At 68.5% G+C, this 14,666-nt stretch carries 11 protein-coding genes; 2 read left to right on the plus strand and 9 right to left on the minus strand.

Going from position 1 to position 14,666, the window contains the following annotated elements:
* Nucleotides 1-93 precede the first annotated feature (93 nt).
* The gene (phoB, locus tag AX708_RS06720; RefSeq protein ID WP_066527801.1) at nucleotides 94-783 is read left to right on the plus strand and encodes a phosphate regulon transcriptional regulator PhoB; all 690 of its coding nucleotides are present in this window, start codon (nucleotides 94-96) and stop codon (nucleotides 781-783) included.
* Here the strand turns inward: phoB and AX708_RS06725 are convergent.
* The 8 genes from AX708_RS06725 to AX708_RS06755 form a co-directional block, all read right to left on the minus strand.
* Nucleotides 780-1,499 carry an extensin family protein gene (locus AX708_RS06725; protein WP_066527802.1) on the minus strand — a complete coding sequence of 240 codons (720 nt, stop codon included), beginning with the start codon at nucleotides 1,497-1,499 and terminating at the stop codon, nucleotides 780-782. The genes phoB and AX708_RS06725 overlap by 4 nt on opposite strands.
* A gap of 10 nt (nucleotides 1,500-1,509) precedes the next feature.
* The gene (locus AX708_RS06730) at nucleotides 1,510-5,163 is read right to left on the minus strand and encodes an error-prone DNA polymerase (RefSeq protein WP_066527804.1); all 3,654 of its coding nucleotides are present in this window, start codon (nucleotides 5,161-5,163) and stop codon (nucleotides 1,510-1,512) included.
* Between the two features lies 1 nt (nucleotide 5,164).
* Entirely contained in the window at nucleotides 5,165-6,613 is a 1,449-nt protein-coding gene (locus AX708_RS06735; RefSeq protein ID WP_066527805.1) for a UdgX family uracil-DNA binding protein, read from the minus strand.
* A 148-nt stretch (nucleotides 6,614-6,761) separates the two neighbouring features.
* A complete protein-coding gene (locus tag AX708_RS06740; protein ID WP_066527809.1) occupies nucleotides 6,762-8,000 on the minus strand; it encodes a putative DNA modification/repair radical SAM protein in 1,239 nt (412 codons plus the stop codon).
* 93 nt (nucleotides 8,001-8,093) lie between these two features.
* Entirely contained in the window at nucleotides 8,094-8,423 is a 330-nt protein-coding gene (locus AX708_RS06745) for a PilZ domain-containing protein (protein WP_082745503.1), read from the minus strand.
* A 56-nt stretch (nucleotides 8,424-8,479) separates the two neighbouring features.
* Nucleotides 8,480-10,099 carry a DUF6504 family protein gene (locus AX708_RS06750; RefSeq protein ID WP_066527825.1) on the minus strand — a complete coding sequence of 540 codons (1,620 nt, stop codon included), beginning with the start codon at nucleotides 10,097-10,099 and terminating at the stop codon, nucleotides 8,480-8,482.
* Complete coding sequence (locus tag AX708_RS19795; protein ID WP_197425989.1) at nucleotides 9,984-10,736, minus strand: hypothetical protein; 753 nt, start codon at nucleotides 10,734-10,736, stop codon at nucleotides 9,984-9,986. Before AX708_RS19795 ends, AX708_RS06750 begins: the two co-directional genes overlap by 116 nt.
* Before the next feature lie 101 nt (nucleotides 10,737-10,837).
* Nucleotides 10,838-12,397, minus strand: coding sequence for an amino acid permease (locus AX708_RS06755; RefSeq protein ID WP_066527827.1), 1,560 nt, complete (start codon nucleotides 12,395-12,397; stop codon nucleotides 10,838-10,840).
* 194 nt (nucleotides 12,398-12,591) lie between these two features.
* On the opposite strand from AX708_RS06755, the gene panB reads away from it, so the two are divergent.
* On the plus strand, nucleotides 12,592-13,464 hold the full coding sequence (panB, locus tag AX708_RS06760; protein WP_066527829.1) for a 3-methyl-2-oxobutanoate hydroxymethyltransferase: 873 nt from the start codon (nucleotides 12,592-12,594) through the stop codon (nucleotides 13,462-13,464).
* 183 nt (nucleotides 13,465-13,647) lie between these two features.
* Here the strand turns inward: panB and AX708_RS06765 are convergent, their stop codons facing one another.
* Nucleotides 13,648-14,646: a bile acid:sodium symporter family protein gene (locus AX708_RS06765; protein WP_066527832.1), complete on the minus strand. Its 999-nt coding sequence runs from the start codon at nucleotides 14,644-14,646 to the stop codon at nucleotides 13,648-13,650.
* Nucleotides 14,647-14,666 lie beyond the last annotated feature (20 nt).

Here is a 14,666-nt window from a genome sequence, read left to right on the forward strand (position 1 = left end):
TTGCCATGCGGGTTTTCATCAAACTGTAGTGGAAGTGAAACATAGGGGCGGCGAAGCGTCCTCGTGGGGGAGGCGCAAGGAGGCAACAGCCGCATGTCCGCTGCCAAACTTCTGCTGGTCGAAGACGATCCGGCGCTGTCCGAACTGCTCGAATACCGCTTCCAGAACGAAGGCTACGCCGTGCGCTGCACCGGCGATGGCGACGAGGCGCTGGTGCTCGCCTCGGAGGAAGTGCCCGATCTCATCATCCTCGACTGGATGATCGAGGGCACCAGCGGCATCGAAGTCTGCCGCCGCCTGCGCCGCGACAAGGACACCGCGCACGTCCCCATCATCATGCTGACCGCGCGCGAGGCCGAGGATGACCGCGTGCGGGGCCTGGAAACCGGCGCCGATGATTACCTGACCAAGCCATTTTCCCCGCGCGAGCTGCTTGCCCGGGTCGCGGCGGTGATGCGTCGCATCCGGCCGGCGCTGGCGGGTGAAACGATCGAGGTCGGCGATCTCAGGCTCGACCCCGTCGCGCACAAGGTCCAGCGCCGCGGCCGCGCGCTCCAGTTGGGCCCGACCGAATACCGCCTTCTGAAATTCTTCATGGAGAGCCCGGGCCGGGTGTTCAGCCGCGGCCAGCTTCTGGACGGCGTGTGGGGCACGGGATCGGACATCGAGCTGCGCACGGTCGACGTTCACATCCGCCGCTTGCGCAAGGCGATCACCGTCGAAGCCGCCAAGGACCCGATCCGCACCGTGCGCTCGGCCGGTTACGCGCTCGAAGCGGTCTAACGGCACACTCCCGCCCAGCGATCATCCTGATCCAAGTGGAAGTGGTCCGCATGGGCCGCGTTGTAATCGGGCGATAGCACGGTGGCGAAGCTCCCGCAGGCCCCTTCGCGCACGGCGCGCAGGAAGCGGGCCTTCGAACCATCGCCCTCCCAGTCCTTGAGCACGCTGATCCGGCGGCCGTCTTTGAGCACGAAGGCGGCGATGTCGATCGCGTTGGCGGTGGCGTGCTCGCTCCACGGGCCCTCGCTGTCGCCATACATCCGGCGGCAGGAGAAGGCGCCAAGGTGCTCGATTCGCCTGATTTCGCTGCCGAGGATCTGCCGCGCCGCCGGGGCGACGCTGTCGCGGCGCCAGATTTCCAGTGCTGCGGCGACGGGGCAAGTGACGGGCGGCGTGTCGGGGGCGAGCGGAAAGGCGCCGAGCCGCGTGCGGTCGGACCGCGCGCAGGGGCCTTCGCCGGTCGGCTCGAGTGCGGTGAAGGCAATGTCGCTACGCTCGAGCACCGCCCGGCATTCGCCCACATCGCCCTTCAGCCGGGCAAGTTTGGCGCGCGTCGCCCAGCCCGGCGGGTCGTTGAGGTTCAGCGGCGCCCAGGGGTTGTGCTGCGGGTGCGACTGGAGCCACTGCCACCCGGCGATGGCCAGCATCAGCGGCACCAGCGCGGCGAGCGCGAGGCGGGCGGCGCGGTAGTGGCGGTTGGGCTTCTTGCGGGGCATTACGGGAACTCTAGTGGAAATCCCGCGACTTGGGCAGGATTCTGTGATCGCGCGGGTGCCCGGTCACATTCGGGAGCGGGGCGAGCTCGTCGATCATGTCGCGCGGACGCGGCCCGCGCTCCGGCATCGGCTTGTTGACCTCGTCCGCACGGGCGAGCGGCGCGTCGAGCAGGTCGTCGGACAGGGCATGGAGCCGCATGGTCGCATCGGTCATGTGCGCGGCGATCACATGGATCACCTCGTCATCATACTCGACGCGGCCGCGCACCTCCATCAGCCGCGCGCCCATCACCACCTTGCGCTGCTTCTCCTTGAGATCGGGCCAGACCACGAGGTTGATCACCCCGGTCTCGTCCTCGAGCGTGATGAAGGTCACCCCCTTGGCGCTACCGGGCCGCTGGCGGATCAGCACCACGCCGGCGACCTGCACCATGCTGCGGAATTTTCGCGAACGCAGATCGGCCGCGCGCACGAAGCCGCGCGCGGCGAGATCGGCGCGCAGAAAGGCCATCGGGTGCGCCTTGAGGCTGAGGCGGGTGGTCTGGTAATCGGCGACCACCTCCTCGGAGAGCGGCATGGCTGGCAGGCGGATGGCAGCGCGCTCCGCCCCCTCGTCACGCACCCCGGCGGCGCGGAACAGCGGGAGATCGGGTGCTGGGATGAGGCTGCGGGCATCCCACAAGGCCTGACGGCGCGAGAGGCCCAATGAGGTGAAGGCATCGGCGCTGGCGAGCCGCTCGATATGCGCCGGCGAAAGCCCGCCCCGGGCGCGCAGATCGGCGATATCGCGGAAAGGCCCCCCGCTCTCGCGCGCCGAAACCAGAGCGGCGGCGACGTGCTCGGGCAGGCCGTCGATCTGGCGCAGGCCAAGGCGCAGGGAAAAATGATTGGTTTCACGCAGAGGCGCAGAGAAGAAGGGAGGCGCAGAGGTGTCGTGTGTGCCGAAGGCACCTTCCTCTTCCGCCACACGGCCGTTCGACAAGGAGTGCGGCTGCGCCGCAAGCGCAACCTCTCCGCGCCTCCCTTTCTTCTCTGCGTCTCTGCGAGAAACCCCTTCTTCCTTTCTCTCCAAAGTGCAGTCCCACCCGCTCGCGTTCACATCGACCGGCAGCACCGCCACCCCGTGCTCGCGCGCATCGCGCACGATCTGCGCGGGCGCGTAGAAGCCCATCGGCTGCGAATTGAGCAGCGCGGCGGCGAAGGCGGCGGGGTAGTGGCACTTGAGCCAGCTCGACACATAGACCAGCTGCGCAAAGCTCGCCGCGTGGCTCTCGGGGAAGCCGTATTCGCCGAAGCCCCGGATCTGGTTGAAGCAGCGCTGCGCGAAGTCGCGGTCATAGCCGCGCGCGACCATGCGTTCGACCATCATGTCCTGAAGCTCGTCGACCATCCCGCGGCTGCGGAAGGTCGCCATCGCCTTGCGCAAGCGGTTGGCCTCGAGGCTGGAGAACTTGGCGGCATCGAGCGCGATCTTCATCGCCTGTTCCTGGAAGATCGGCACGCCCAGCGTCCGCCCGAGGATGCTGGTCAGTTCGTCGGGCGGCCCGTGTTCGGGCGCGGGGGCGGGGATGCGGACGGGTTCGGCCCCCCGGCGGCGCTTGAGATAGGGGTGCACCATGTCGCCCTGGATCGGCCCGGGGCGGACGATCGCGACCTGGATGACGAGGTCGTAGAACTCGCGCGGGCGCAGGCGCGGCAGCATGTTCATCTGCGCGCGGCTCTCGACCTGGAACACGCCGAGCGAATCGCCCTGGCGCAGCATGGCATAGGTCTCCGGGTCCTCGCGCGGGACCGTGGCGAGCGTCAGGGGGCGGCCATGGTGCGCCCCCAGCAGATCGAGGCATTTGCGGATGCAGGTCAGCATCCCCAGCGCCAGCACATCGACCTTGAGGATGCCCAATGCGTCGATATCGTCCTTGTCCCACTCGATGAAGGAGCGTTCGGGCATGGCGCCGTTGCCGATGGGGACGGTTTCGGTCAGCGCGCCTTCGGTGAGGATGAAGCCGCCGACATGCTGGCCCAAGTGGCGCGGCATGCCGATCATCTGCTCGGTGAGCTTGAGCACGCGCCTCAAGTGCGGGTCGGTCACGTCGAGGCCGGTTTCGGCGGCGTGCTTCTCGTTGATCTCGCGCCCCCACCCGCCCCACACGGTGCGCGCCAGCGCAGAGGTGACGTCCTCGGAGAGGCCCATCGCCTTGCCCACCTCGCGGATCGCCATGCGCGGGCGGTAGTGGATGACGGTCGCGCACAGCCCGGCGCGGTGGCGGCCATATTTGCGGTAGATGTACTGGATCACCTCCTCGCGCCGCTCGTGCTCGAAATCGACGTCGATATCGGGCGGTTCCTTGCGCTCCTCGGAGATGAAGCGGTCGAACAGGAGCTGGTGCTTGGCCGGATCGACGCTGGTGATGCCGAGGACGTAGCACACAGCCGAATTGGCCGCGCTCCCCCGTCCCTGGCACAAAATCGGCGGATCGCACCCCCGCGCGAAATCGACGATGTCCTTGATGGTGAGGAAGTAGCGGGCGAGATCGAGCTTGGCGATCAGCGCGAGCTCGCGCTCCAGCGTGGCGCGGACAGAATCGGGCACGCCCGAGGGGTAGCGCCGCCCTGCCCCCGCCCGGACCTCGCTTTCGAGAAAGGCCTGCGGGGTCTGGCCGTCGGGGTAGATCTCCTCGGGGTATTCGTAGCGCAGTTCCTCGAGGCTGAACCGGCAGCGGTCGGCCACCTCGCGGGCGGCGGCGATGGCGTGAGGCCAGCGGGCGAAGAGGCGCTGCATCTGCTCCGGCGACCTGAGGTGCCGCTCGGCATTGGGGTGGAGCAGGTGGCCAGCCTTCGCCACGGTGGTCTTGTGCCGGATCGCGGTCATCACGTCCTGCAGCGCGCGGCGCTCGGGCGCGTGGTAATGAACGTCGTTGGTGGCGAGCAGGGTGAGGCCATGCGCGCGGGCGAGGCTGTCCAAACGCTCGATCCGGGCAATGTCATCGCCGCAGTAGAGGTAGCTTGCGGCGATGTGGCGCAGGGTCGGCAACTGGCGGACGAGGTGAGGGAGGAGGTCGGCGAACGGCAATTCCCTCACGTCATCCCGGCGCAGGCCGGGATCGCTGTCGGCAAGCGGTCCCGGATCAAGTCCGGGACGACGGAAAGGGATGACATTGCTCGGCACCGCGATGGTGAACGCCGCCTCGAGATCATCGGGCGGCAGCAGGATCAGCTGCACACCCTCGGCATGGCCTGCGAGCAGCGCAAGATCGATCTCGCACACGCCCTTGTCCTGCCACTCTCCAGCGAGCGTCTGCATCCGGCCTGCGCTGATCAAGCGGCACAGGCGGCCATAGGCAGCGCGGTCCTCGGGGTAGGCGAGGAAGGCGAGTCCCTCGACCGTCTCGATCCGGCAGCCGATCACGGGCTTGAGCTTGAGGGTCTTGGCCTCGGTGTGGATGCGCACCACCCCGGCCATCGAATTGACGTCCGCGATCCCCAGCGCGTCGTAGCCCAGCGCGTGGGCGGCAAGCACCAGATCGACCGCGTCGGACGCGCCGCGCAGAAAGCTGAAGCAGCTCGCGATCCCCAGCTCGACGAAGTCCGCGCGCGGCGGGGGCGCGATGCCCTCGGGATCGACCTGAAGCGTGCGCTTGTCGGGGGTGAGCGGGCCCTCGGGCATGTCAGCCCGCCAGTTCGCCGAGCCGCTCGCGCACGCGCGCCAAGTCGGCCGTGAACAGCGCCGCCTGTTCCTCGCGTGCCGCCCCGTCGAGGCGCAGCAGGTAGGAGGGGTGGACGGTGACCCACAACTCGGCGCCATCGTCCAGCATGATGGGCGCCCCGCGTGCCTGATTGACGCTGACCGTGCGGCCCAGCAGGCCCCTTGCCGCGCTCGCACCCAGCGCCAGCACGAGGCGGGGCCGGACCAGCGCACGCTCGGCCTCGAGCCACCAGCGGCAGGTGTCGATCTCCTTCGCGCCCGGCGACTGGTGCAGACGGTGCTTCCCCTTCCAGATGAACTTGAAGTGCTTGACCGCGTTGGTCACGTAAGCCTGCGCGCGGTCGATCCCGGCGGCTTGCAGATGATCGCCCAGCAATTGCCCGGCCGGGCCGACGAAGGGTCGTCCCGCCAGATCCTCCTGATCGCCGGGCTGCTCGCCAACGATCATCAGAGCGGCTTGCGAAGGCCCCTCCCCCGCCACGGCGCGGGTACCGCAATCGGCAATCGGACAATCGCGGCAGGCGGCGGCCCCTTGCGCGATCTCGGCAAGGCTGGCGGGCCGCACCCGTTCTTCCCGTGCCCCCGCCGTCACCATCGCCGCCTCGCGCGCCTGCGCACCGGCGATGAGCTGCGGGATGAGCTCGGCCTCGGGCAGGTTCTTCCAGTATTTTTTGGGCATCTCCGAGAGCATCGCCCCGACCTTGATCCGTGCGGGGTTGAATATCGAAGCGTAGTAGGAGCGCCACAGGTCTTCGACCGGATCAGCCCCCGGCGCGTCGGAACGTCGCGCGGGCGGGCCTTCGCGCATGGTCTCGCCGTCCCAGTGGATGCTCCCGCGCGGAGTGAGGATCGACCAGCGCATGTTGGCGAAGCGGCGCATGAAGAAGGCCGCCTCGGCGCGGACGATGTGGTGATCGGGTTCGAACCAGGCGACGAAGTGCGGGGTGCCGTCCTCCTCGGCCACTTCGCGGAAGCGGACGAAGGCGTGCATCTTATGGGCGTCGCGCCGCACCGATTTGGCGAGCTCCTCGCAGCGGCGCACTTCGGGATCGGCCTTGTCCTCCATCAGGCGCGGATTGCTCTGCAATCGCCACAATACGCGGTAGAGCAGCCCGAAACGTGCGGGATCGGAATGCAGCGCAGCGCTGCGGACGATGGTGAGAAAGCGCTGGCTGGCGCGCACGGGGCGCGGATCGGCGGGCGGCGGGGGAAGGCGTTTCTCGCCGCGGGAGGGGCCCTCGCTGGCGAACAGATCGCCCGTCCCGCCCGGCTCGATCCAGCTCACCCGGTCAGGCGGCACGTCGCACTGGATGAGCCCCCGCGCCCGCTCGCGCCAGAAGGCGAAATCGTCGGGCGCAGGCAGGTGGACAGCGTAGTGCGCGCCGAGGGAGACGTGCTGCATCGCGGTCATGCTTTTCCCCTCCCGCCCGCGGGAGGGGCAGCGAGAGTTGGCAGCTTGCTGCCTACTCGCAGCGGGGTGGGCCTGCCGGCCCAGCGCTTCGCGCGCCCACCCCCAGCCCCTCCCGCAGGCGGGAGGGGAGATGAAAGCCTGCACCCCATCAGAACAGCTCCAACTGCTCGGACTTGCGCACCAAGAGCCCGCGCAAGTCCGCCCGGTCGGTCAGCAAGGTCGGCCGCCAGTCCACCGTGCAGATGAAGGGCCGCACCTTGGCCACCGACACCGTCAGCCGCGCGACATCGTCGAGGCGCAGCGTCCGGTGCCGCCGCGAGGCGAGGATGCGCGCCACCGCCTTGGTGCCCAGCCCCGGGACCCGCAGCAGCAGCTCTTTCGGAGCGCGGTTGACGTCGACCGGGAAACTCTCGCGGAACTTCAAGGCCCAGGCGAGCTTGGGGTCGATATCGAGTGGCAGGTTGCCGTCCGCCTCCGCCGCATCGGCCACCTCCTGCGGCGCGAAGCCGTAGAAGCGCATCAGCCAGTCGGACTGGTAGAGTCGGTGCTCGCGCAGCAAGGGCGGGCGCTTCAGGGGCAGGACCGCGGAGGCATCGGGGATCGGCGAGAAGGCGCTGTAATAGACGCGCCTCAAACCGAAATCGCCATAGAGCCGGCTGGCCTTGCCGATGATCGCGCTGTCCGAGGCATCATCGGCGCCGACGATCATCTGGGTCGACTGGCCCGCAGGCGCAAAGCGCGGTGCGTGGCGGAAGCGCTTGCGCTCGTCCTTGGCCTCGATGATCCGCGCCTTGGTGCGCCCCATCGCACCCTCGATCTGCCCCGCATTCTTGTCGGGCGCGAGGCGGGTGAGGCCGGCGGTGGTGGGCAGCTCGACATTGATCGAAACGCGGTCGGCATAGAGGCCCGCGGCATGGATGATTTCCGCGTCCGCCTCGGGAATGGTCTTCAAGTGGATGTAGCCGCGAAAATCATGCTCCTCGCGCAGGATCCGGGCGACCTCGACCAACTGCTCCATCGTGTGGTTGGCGCTCTTCACGATCCCCGAGGACAGGAACAGCCCCTCGATATAGTTGCGGCGGTAGAAGTTGAGCGTGAGGTCGACCACCTCCTGCGGAGTGAAGCGCGCGCGCGGGGTGTTCGCGCTCTTGCGGTTGATGCAGTAGTGGCAATCGAAGATGCAGTGATTGGTCAGCAGGATCTTGAGCAGCGAAATGCAGCGGCCATCGGGGGCATAGGCGTGGCAGATGCCCATCCCCTCGGTCGAGCCGATTCCCTTGCCCCCCAGCGAATTCTTCTTCGCCGTGCCGGAGGACGCGCAGGAGGCATCATATTTCGCCGCATCAGCGAGGATTTCGAGACGCTGGCGTAAGGATTGTTGGGCCATGGGAACGCGGGAACACCTTTCGTGTGTTCCTTATATGTTCCCAGACTTCGCCTGCCAAATGCAAAGCTTGCAAGGGTGGCGCAGGTGCGGTGACTAGATGCGCCGCAGCATCGGCATGTCGCCGCGCATCAGGCCGCCTTCGCACAGATAGTCGATCACGGCGGGATGCATTGCGCCTTCGAAAGCGACGCCGGCCATGCCGCCTTCGACCCACGCGATCGTCCCGAGCGGGGCGTTGATGCCGTTCACCTTCATCGTCACCCGGTCACCGATTTCGGCGAAGCCCGGCTTCGCGCGGATCTTGCAGCCGCCTTCGGACAGATCGACAAGATCGACGAACACCACCCGCGAGCGCACGCGGCTCTTCACCGTGAGGCTCATCGGCCGACGCTCGGACGAGCGGGGGATCGAATCGAGGTTCATGGGCGCAGATTCGCACAACTCGGTAAAGGAATGCTAAGCGGGCCGGTAAATGGACCTTAGGAAAACAGGCCCTGCAGGAACCAGTCGGGCAGGCCGCCGCGCCCGTCGCCGACAAGGCCTGCGCGGTAGATCCAGTAGCGCCGCCCCGCCTCGTCCTCGATCCGGTAATAATCGCGCAGGCGCGTGGTCGAGCGTTCGCGCCACCATTCGGGCGCGATCCGTTCCGGCCCCTCGACCCGCACCACCTCGCGCACCGCGCCGCGCCAGCGGAAGCGCTGGGGCACGCCATCGGGCGCGGCATGGAGCACCGCGATCGGCTCTGCGCGGTCGAGCAGTTTCAGGGGGCGGGTGTGGAAGGCGAGCGGGTGCTGGCTGGCGGGCACGGGCGCGAGCGGCGGCTGCCAGCCTTGCGCACGTTCGGGGATGTGGCTGGCGCGGGCGACCGGGCGGGTGACCGCGCGCGGCCCGAGCCGCACGCTCAGCCGGTCGATGCAGGCGGCCAGCGCAGTGCCGTGATTTTCGGCTGCGGCATCGAGATCGGCCTGGGCAAGGCCGAGCGGCTCGCTCCAGCTGGCGCGCAGCTGCACCATCTCGATCCCGAACCCGGCGTCGACATCGTCGAGCCGCGCTGCGAACAGCCGGGTGATGTGGCCGGTCTCGCGCGTGGCGGCGGCGAGCTCGATGCGGCGTTGCAGGACCTCGCCATCGACCCGCCACAGCGCCAGTTCGAGCCGCCGCGCGCCCTCGCCCCGGGCTTCGAGCGCGCGGACCATGTCGGCGGCGAGATCGGCGAGCACGGTGTCGAGCGGGGTGCGGTGGCGCAGCGGCTCGATCAACCGGCGCTGGACCAGCGGCATGGGGCGGGCGATGACCGGGAGCAGCGGCTCGGGCACCTTGCCCAGCAGCTGGTCGAGGCGCAGCAGCGGATTGGCGGCGGGCGAGTGGCGATTGCGGAAGCGGCGGCGCAGCGCGTCGCGCGCGGCGGCCTCACGCGCGAGGTCCTCCTCCCCCGCCCCGCTCACGCCGGCGAGTTCGCCGAGGCGCTTGATCCCGAGGCGGCGCAGCGCGGTGAGCACGTCGCCGTCGAGCCGGAGCGCCGCGACGGGCAGGTCGGCGAGCAGGCGCAGCGGATCATCCCCGGGAGCGAGGATCGCCGCGCCCCGTCCGTAATGCGACAGCGCCCAGGCTGCCCCGGCCGTGGGCGCAAGGGCTGCGCGCGCCGTCAGCCCGCGCGCGGCAAAGGCGGCGGCGACGTCCGCGAGCAGCCGCTCCTCGCCGCCGAACAGGTGCGCCGCGCCGGTGACGTCGACCAGCAGGCCGTCGGGCGGGTCGAGCGCGCTCCACGGCCCCCAGCGCTGCGCCCACAGGGCGAGCTTCTCGAGCGCGGCGAGATCGCCCGCCGGATCGGCCGGGACCGCGACGAGATCGGGGCACAGCGCGCGCGCGTCGGCGAGCAGCATGCCGGGGCGGGCACCCGCAGCGAGGCCTGCGTCATTGGCAGCGGTGATGCGCGGCCCGTGCGCGGTCTCGAGGATCAGCGCAGTCGGCGCCGCATCCGCCTCAGGCGTGGATGCGCGCCGCCAGCGATCGACCGACAGTCGGGCGAGCCAGATGGCGAGGATCCGGCGCGGCAAGAGGGTCGGGCTCGCGGGCGAGGCGCAGGGTTCCGGCGTCATCGCTGAGGCTCCATTGGCCGGGCGCGTGGGTGCGCGCGCGGAACAGTTCGGCGTGCCAGGTGGCTGGGCCGGGGGCAGCCGGGTCCCAGCGGCCCGGCGCGGACGGGGCGGCCGCTACCCGCCAGCGCATACGCGCCGAGGACAGGTCAGGCGCAGCGTCGAGGCGCACCAGCCACAGCCGCACGCCATGCTTTTCCGCCGTCAGGCTCAAGCGGCGCGAAGCGGTGAAGGACAGGGCGCGCGGGTTGCCCGCGATCTCGCCGATCACGCAGGCAAGATCACGGCACTTCAATCCCTCTTCCAGCGCGAAGAGCGCGTCTTCGGGCGTGGCGGCGGCGACGTGGATCAGGCGATGGGCGAGGTCTTGCGGCAGCCCTGCAAGGCACGGCCGCCCGCCCTTCCTGATCGCGGCGCGATCCTGCACCCACAGCACCTGGCGCGTGTCCTCCCCCGCCACAGCGAACGCATCGCGCGCCAGCGCCAGCGCCAGCCCCGCGCCGCTCGCCTCCCCCCCTGGCGCAAAGACTTCCGAGTGGAACGGCTGCGCGGCAAGGCCGGGCCGCCAGCGCGGCTCGGGCTGGGCACGCGACAGAATGCGGGCGGGAGGGGGCTTGGGGAACATGCTGGAACGACTCATATGTTCCTATTATGTTCCAACATCGCCGTGCTGGCAAATGCAAAGGGCGCGGGAAGCCCGAAAGCCTCCCGCGCCCCTCGAAGCGCACTGCGCGTGGCAAGTCAGTCGACCACCGGCCCCGGGAACTCGCCCATCTCCGGACCTTCATCCATGTCCTTGCCCGTCTGAAGGTTCGAGAAATGGATGCCGTAGAGGAAGTAGATCACCAGCCCCACGCCCAGATAGATCAGGAACAGGAGCAGCACGTGCATCGGCACGGTGGTGATGAGGTAGCCGCAGGACAGGATCCCGAGGATCGGCAGCACCGGGTAGAACGGCACCTTGAACCCGCGCGGCAGATCGGGCGCGGCGCGGCGCAGGTAGATGACCGAAAGACACACGATCGCGAACGCCGCCAGCGTGCCCACCGAGGTCGCATCGCCCAGCGTGTTGATGTCGATGAACCCGGCCGCGCAGGCGGTGATCAGGCCGACCAGCAGCGTGTTGATCCACGGCGTCTGGTACTTGGGGTGCACCTTCGAGAAGATGCGCGGCAGCAGACCGTCACGCGCCATGGTGTAGAAAATGCGGGTCTGACCGTACATCAGCACCAGCACCACCGAAGTGAGGCCGATGATCGCACCGATCTTGATGGTCTTGGCGAGCCAGCCCCATTGCGGGCCAAAGGCGTCGACCACCACCGCGACCGGATCGGGGACGTTCAAGGTGTTGTAGGGCACCAGCAGCGTCATGATCGCGGCGACCAGCATGTAGATCACGGTGCAGACCACGAGGCTGCCGATGATGCCGAAGGGCATGTCCTTGGCCGGATCCTTGGCTTCCTGCCCGGCGGTCGAGACCGCCTCGAAGCCGATATAGGCGAAGAACACGATCGAGGCGGCGCGCATGATCCCGTCGACCCCGAACTGGCCGTCACCGGTGTTCTCGGGAATGAAGGGCGTCCAGTTGGTCGCCACCAGTTCGGGCAGGTTCGACAGCACGATCAGCCCGCCGACCACGATGAAAGCGGTCAGCACGCTGACCTTGATCGCGACGATGATGTTGTTGACCTTGGCCGATTCCGACACGCCCAGCACCAGCAGCAGCGACAGCGCGATGCAGATGAGGAAGGCGGGGAGGTTGAAGATCGTCACCACCTGCTGGCCATCGACAAGCACCGGCGCCCCGTCGCGCACCAGCAGCTGGCCGGTCGGGCCGGTGAGGGCCGCGGGTATGGTAATCCCGAAATCCGCGAGCAGACTGACGACGTAGCCCGCCCAGCCTACCGCGACCACCGCAGCTGCGATCCCGTATTCGAGCAGCAGCAGCACGCCCATCGTCCAAGCCACGAACTCGCCGAGCGTGGTGTAGCCGTAGGTATAGGCCGAGCCCGAGACCGGCAGGGTCGAGCTGAGCTCGGCATAGCAAAGCCCTGCAAAGGCGCAGACGATCCCGGCGACCACGAAGCTCAGCAGCACCGCCGGCCCCGCATGCAGCGCCGCCGCGCTCCCGGTGCGCACAAAGATGCCCGCCCCGATAATGCAGCCGACGCCGAGGAGCAGCAGGTTCCACTTGCCCAGCGAGCGCTTGAGCTCGCTCGTCTCGGTCTCGCGCTGGACTTGCGCGATCGATTTCCTGGCGAACATCCGCTCGGCGAAGGAGCGGTTGGGTTTGGTGGCCATTAGCAGGTCCCCCTGCACGCCAGCGCGGCGCGCGGCTTTACCGGATCAAGAAACATCAGGATTAGGTCTCCCACTGATCGCGACGGATCCCCCCGCGCGGTCGTCAGGGCGTCACGCTAGCGCAACATGCACACAAGACAAGCGGCAAAGCGCGCTCTTTCCCCGAGGGCGCACAGTCGCTAGACCCTGCGGCCATGTCCACGACCTTCCAGCTCGACACCAGCACAAGCCGCGCCAACCCCACGCCTGCCCCGATGCGGCGGCTCACCGTGCCCGCGATCCGGGCGCGCAAGACCGACGGGGTGACGGGCGAGCCGCTGGTGATGCTCACCGCCTACACCGCCCGCCAGGCCCAGCTGCTCGATGCGCATTGCGACCTCTTGCTGGTGGGCGATTCCCTCGGCCAGGTGATCTACGGCCTGCCCTCGACCGTGCCGGTCACGCTCGAGATGATGGCCAACCACGGCGCGGCGGTGGTGCGGGGTTCCTACCATTCGGTCGTCGTGATCGACATGCCTTTCGGCAGCTACGAGGCTTCGCCCCAGCAGGCTTTCGAGAGCGCGGCCTTCCTGATGAAGCAGACGGGCGCTGCTGCGGTGAAGCTCGAAGGCGGAGCGGCAATGGCGCCGACGGTCGCCTTCCTCAACAGCCGCGGCATTCCGGTGATGGGGCACGTGGGCCTCACCCCGCAGGCGGTCAACGTGCTCGGCGGTTACGGAGCGCGCGGCCGCTCCGATGCCGAGGCCGAGAAGATCGTTTCCGACGCCAAAGCGCTGGACGAGGCCGGGGCCTTCGCCATCGTCATCGAAGGCGTGGTCGAGCCGATCGCCATCGCCGCCACCGAGGCCGTCTCCTGCCCCACCATCGGCATCGGCGCCTCGGCCCGGTGCGACGGGCAGGTGCTGGTCACCGAAGACATGCTCGGCATGTTCGAGCGGGTGCCGCGCTTCGTGAAGCGTTATGAGGACATCGCAGGCGTGATCGACCGTACCGTGGCCCAATATGCCGAGGAAGTGCGCGCCCGCACCTTCCCCACGGCCGACCAGACCTACCAGCCCAAGGCCTGAATTCGCCTGCGAAGTTTACAAAGTTGACACTGTAAACTTCGCAATCCTACAGGATTTCTCTTTGCATTTCATTGTCTTGCATCGCAAAAGCGAAGTTGACACTGTGCATTCGCTTTTCGTGTCCGATCCCTTGCGAGGCCGCTTTGGCTGACAGTCCGAACGAACCGCTTCGTCATAGCGCGCTCAGCCCCCTGTAGGAAAGGCCCCGCTCCGTCCCCCGCGCGCCAGACGCATCGCCAGCGGCGCGGCGAGCACCAGCTGGGCAAGGTGATAGAGCAGCAGCGGCGCGATCACGAAACCGGCGCTTGCGGGCGGGAACAGGATCGCCGCCAAGGGCGCGCCGACCGCGACGCTCTTCTGCGAGCCGGCAAAGAGGAACGCGATCCGGTCACCGCGCGGCAGGCCCAGCAGACGCCCCGTGCCCCACGCCGCACCCAGTGCCAGCCCCAGCATCGCCAGCACCAGCACCACCAGCGCGGCCCAGTCGGTGCCGGAGAACATCGTCGCCAGCCCCTGCTCGACCGCGCCCGAAAAGGCGACATAGACCGCAATCCCGATCACCGACCGGTCGAGCCAGGCGGCGGTCGCCTTGTGGGCGATCAGATGGTCGATGAAACGGTCCTGCACCGCCTGCCCGATGGCGAAGGGCAGGAGGAGGATCAGGAAAATCCGGCCGATCGCCTCCAGCCCCACATCCGCAGCGCCCACCCCGCCGACAAGCGCAAACAGCGGCGCGCTCACCGCCACGCCCGCGATATTGATCAGCGCCGCGCCGACCACCGCGAGCGCGACATTGCCCTCGGCAAGGCTGGTGTAGGACGTCGCCGATTGCACGGTCGAAGGCAGGCAGCCGAGAAACACGAAGCCCAGCGCCACCAGCGGCGGCAGCACCGCGCCCGCGATCATGCCGAAGCCGAGCCCCAGCAATGTCATCGCACCGAACACGAACAGCATCAGCGGCCCGAAATAGCGCCAATTGGCGAGGCCCTTGGCGATCTCGCTGCGGCGGATGCGCATGCCGTTGACGAGGAACAGCACGAAAATCCCGACATTGGAGACCGTCGTCGCGGTCGCCCTCGCCTCGCCGGCCGCGGGCAGCACCAGCGCGAGCGCGGTCGCGATCACCAGAACGGCGATCATCGGGTCGCGCAGGAAGGGGAAGATTTGCAAAAGGCGGGACATTGATGCGGGCGTCCCTGCCC

Source organism: Erythrobacter sp. CCH5-A1, from assembly GCF_001557115.1.
In the GTDB taxonomy this organism is placed as follows: domain Bacteria; phylum Pseudomonadota; class Alphaproteobacteria; order Sphingomonadales; family Sphingomonadaceae; genus Erythrobacter.

Coding starts and splice junctions, on each gene's coding strand:
- phoB (WP_066527801.1), top strand. CDS start 94: ATGTCCGCTGCCAAACTTCTGCTGGTCGAAGACGATCCGGCGCTGTCC.
- AX708_RS06725 (WP_066527802.1), bottom strand. CDS start 1,499: ATGCCCCGCAAGAAGCCCAACCGCCACTACCGCGCCGCCCGCCTCGCG.
- AX708_RS06730 (WP_066527804.1), bottom strand. CDS start 5,163: ATGCCCGAGGGCCCGCTCACCCCCGACAAGCGCACGCTTCAGGTCGAT.
- AX708_RS06735 (WP_066527805.1), bottom strand. CDS start 6,613: ATGACCGCGATGCAGCACGTCTCCCTCGGCGCGCACTACGCTGTCCAC.
- AX708_RS06740 (WP_066527809.1), bottom strand. CDS start 8,000: ATGGCCCAACAATCCTTACGCCAGCGTCTCGAAATCCTCGCTGATGCG.
- AX708_RS06745 (WP_082745503.1), bottom strand. CDS start 8,423: ATGAACCTCGATTCGATCCCCCGCTCGTCCGAGCGTCGGCCGATGAGC.
- AX708_RS06750 (WP_066527825.1), bottom strand. CDS start 10,099: ATGACGCCGGAACCCTGCGCCTCGCCCGCGAGCCCGACCCTCTTGCCG.
- AX708_RS19795 (WP_197425989.1), bottom strand. CDS start 10,736: ATGAGTCGTTCCAGCATGTTCCCCAAGCCCCCTCCCGCCCGCATTCTG.
- AX708_RS06755 (WP_066527827.1), bottom strand. CDS start 12,397: ATGGCCACCAAACCCAACCGCTCCTTCGCCGAGCGGATGTTCGCCAGG.
- panB (WP_066527829.1), top strand. CDS start 12,592: ATGTCCACGACCTTCCAGCTCGACACCAGCACAAGCCGCGCCAACCCC.
- AX708_RS06765 (WP_066527832.1), bottom strand. CDS start 14,646: ATGTCCCGCCTTTTGCAAATCTTCCCCTTCCTGCGCGACCCGATGATC.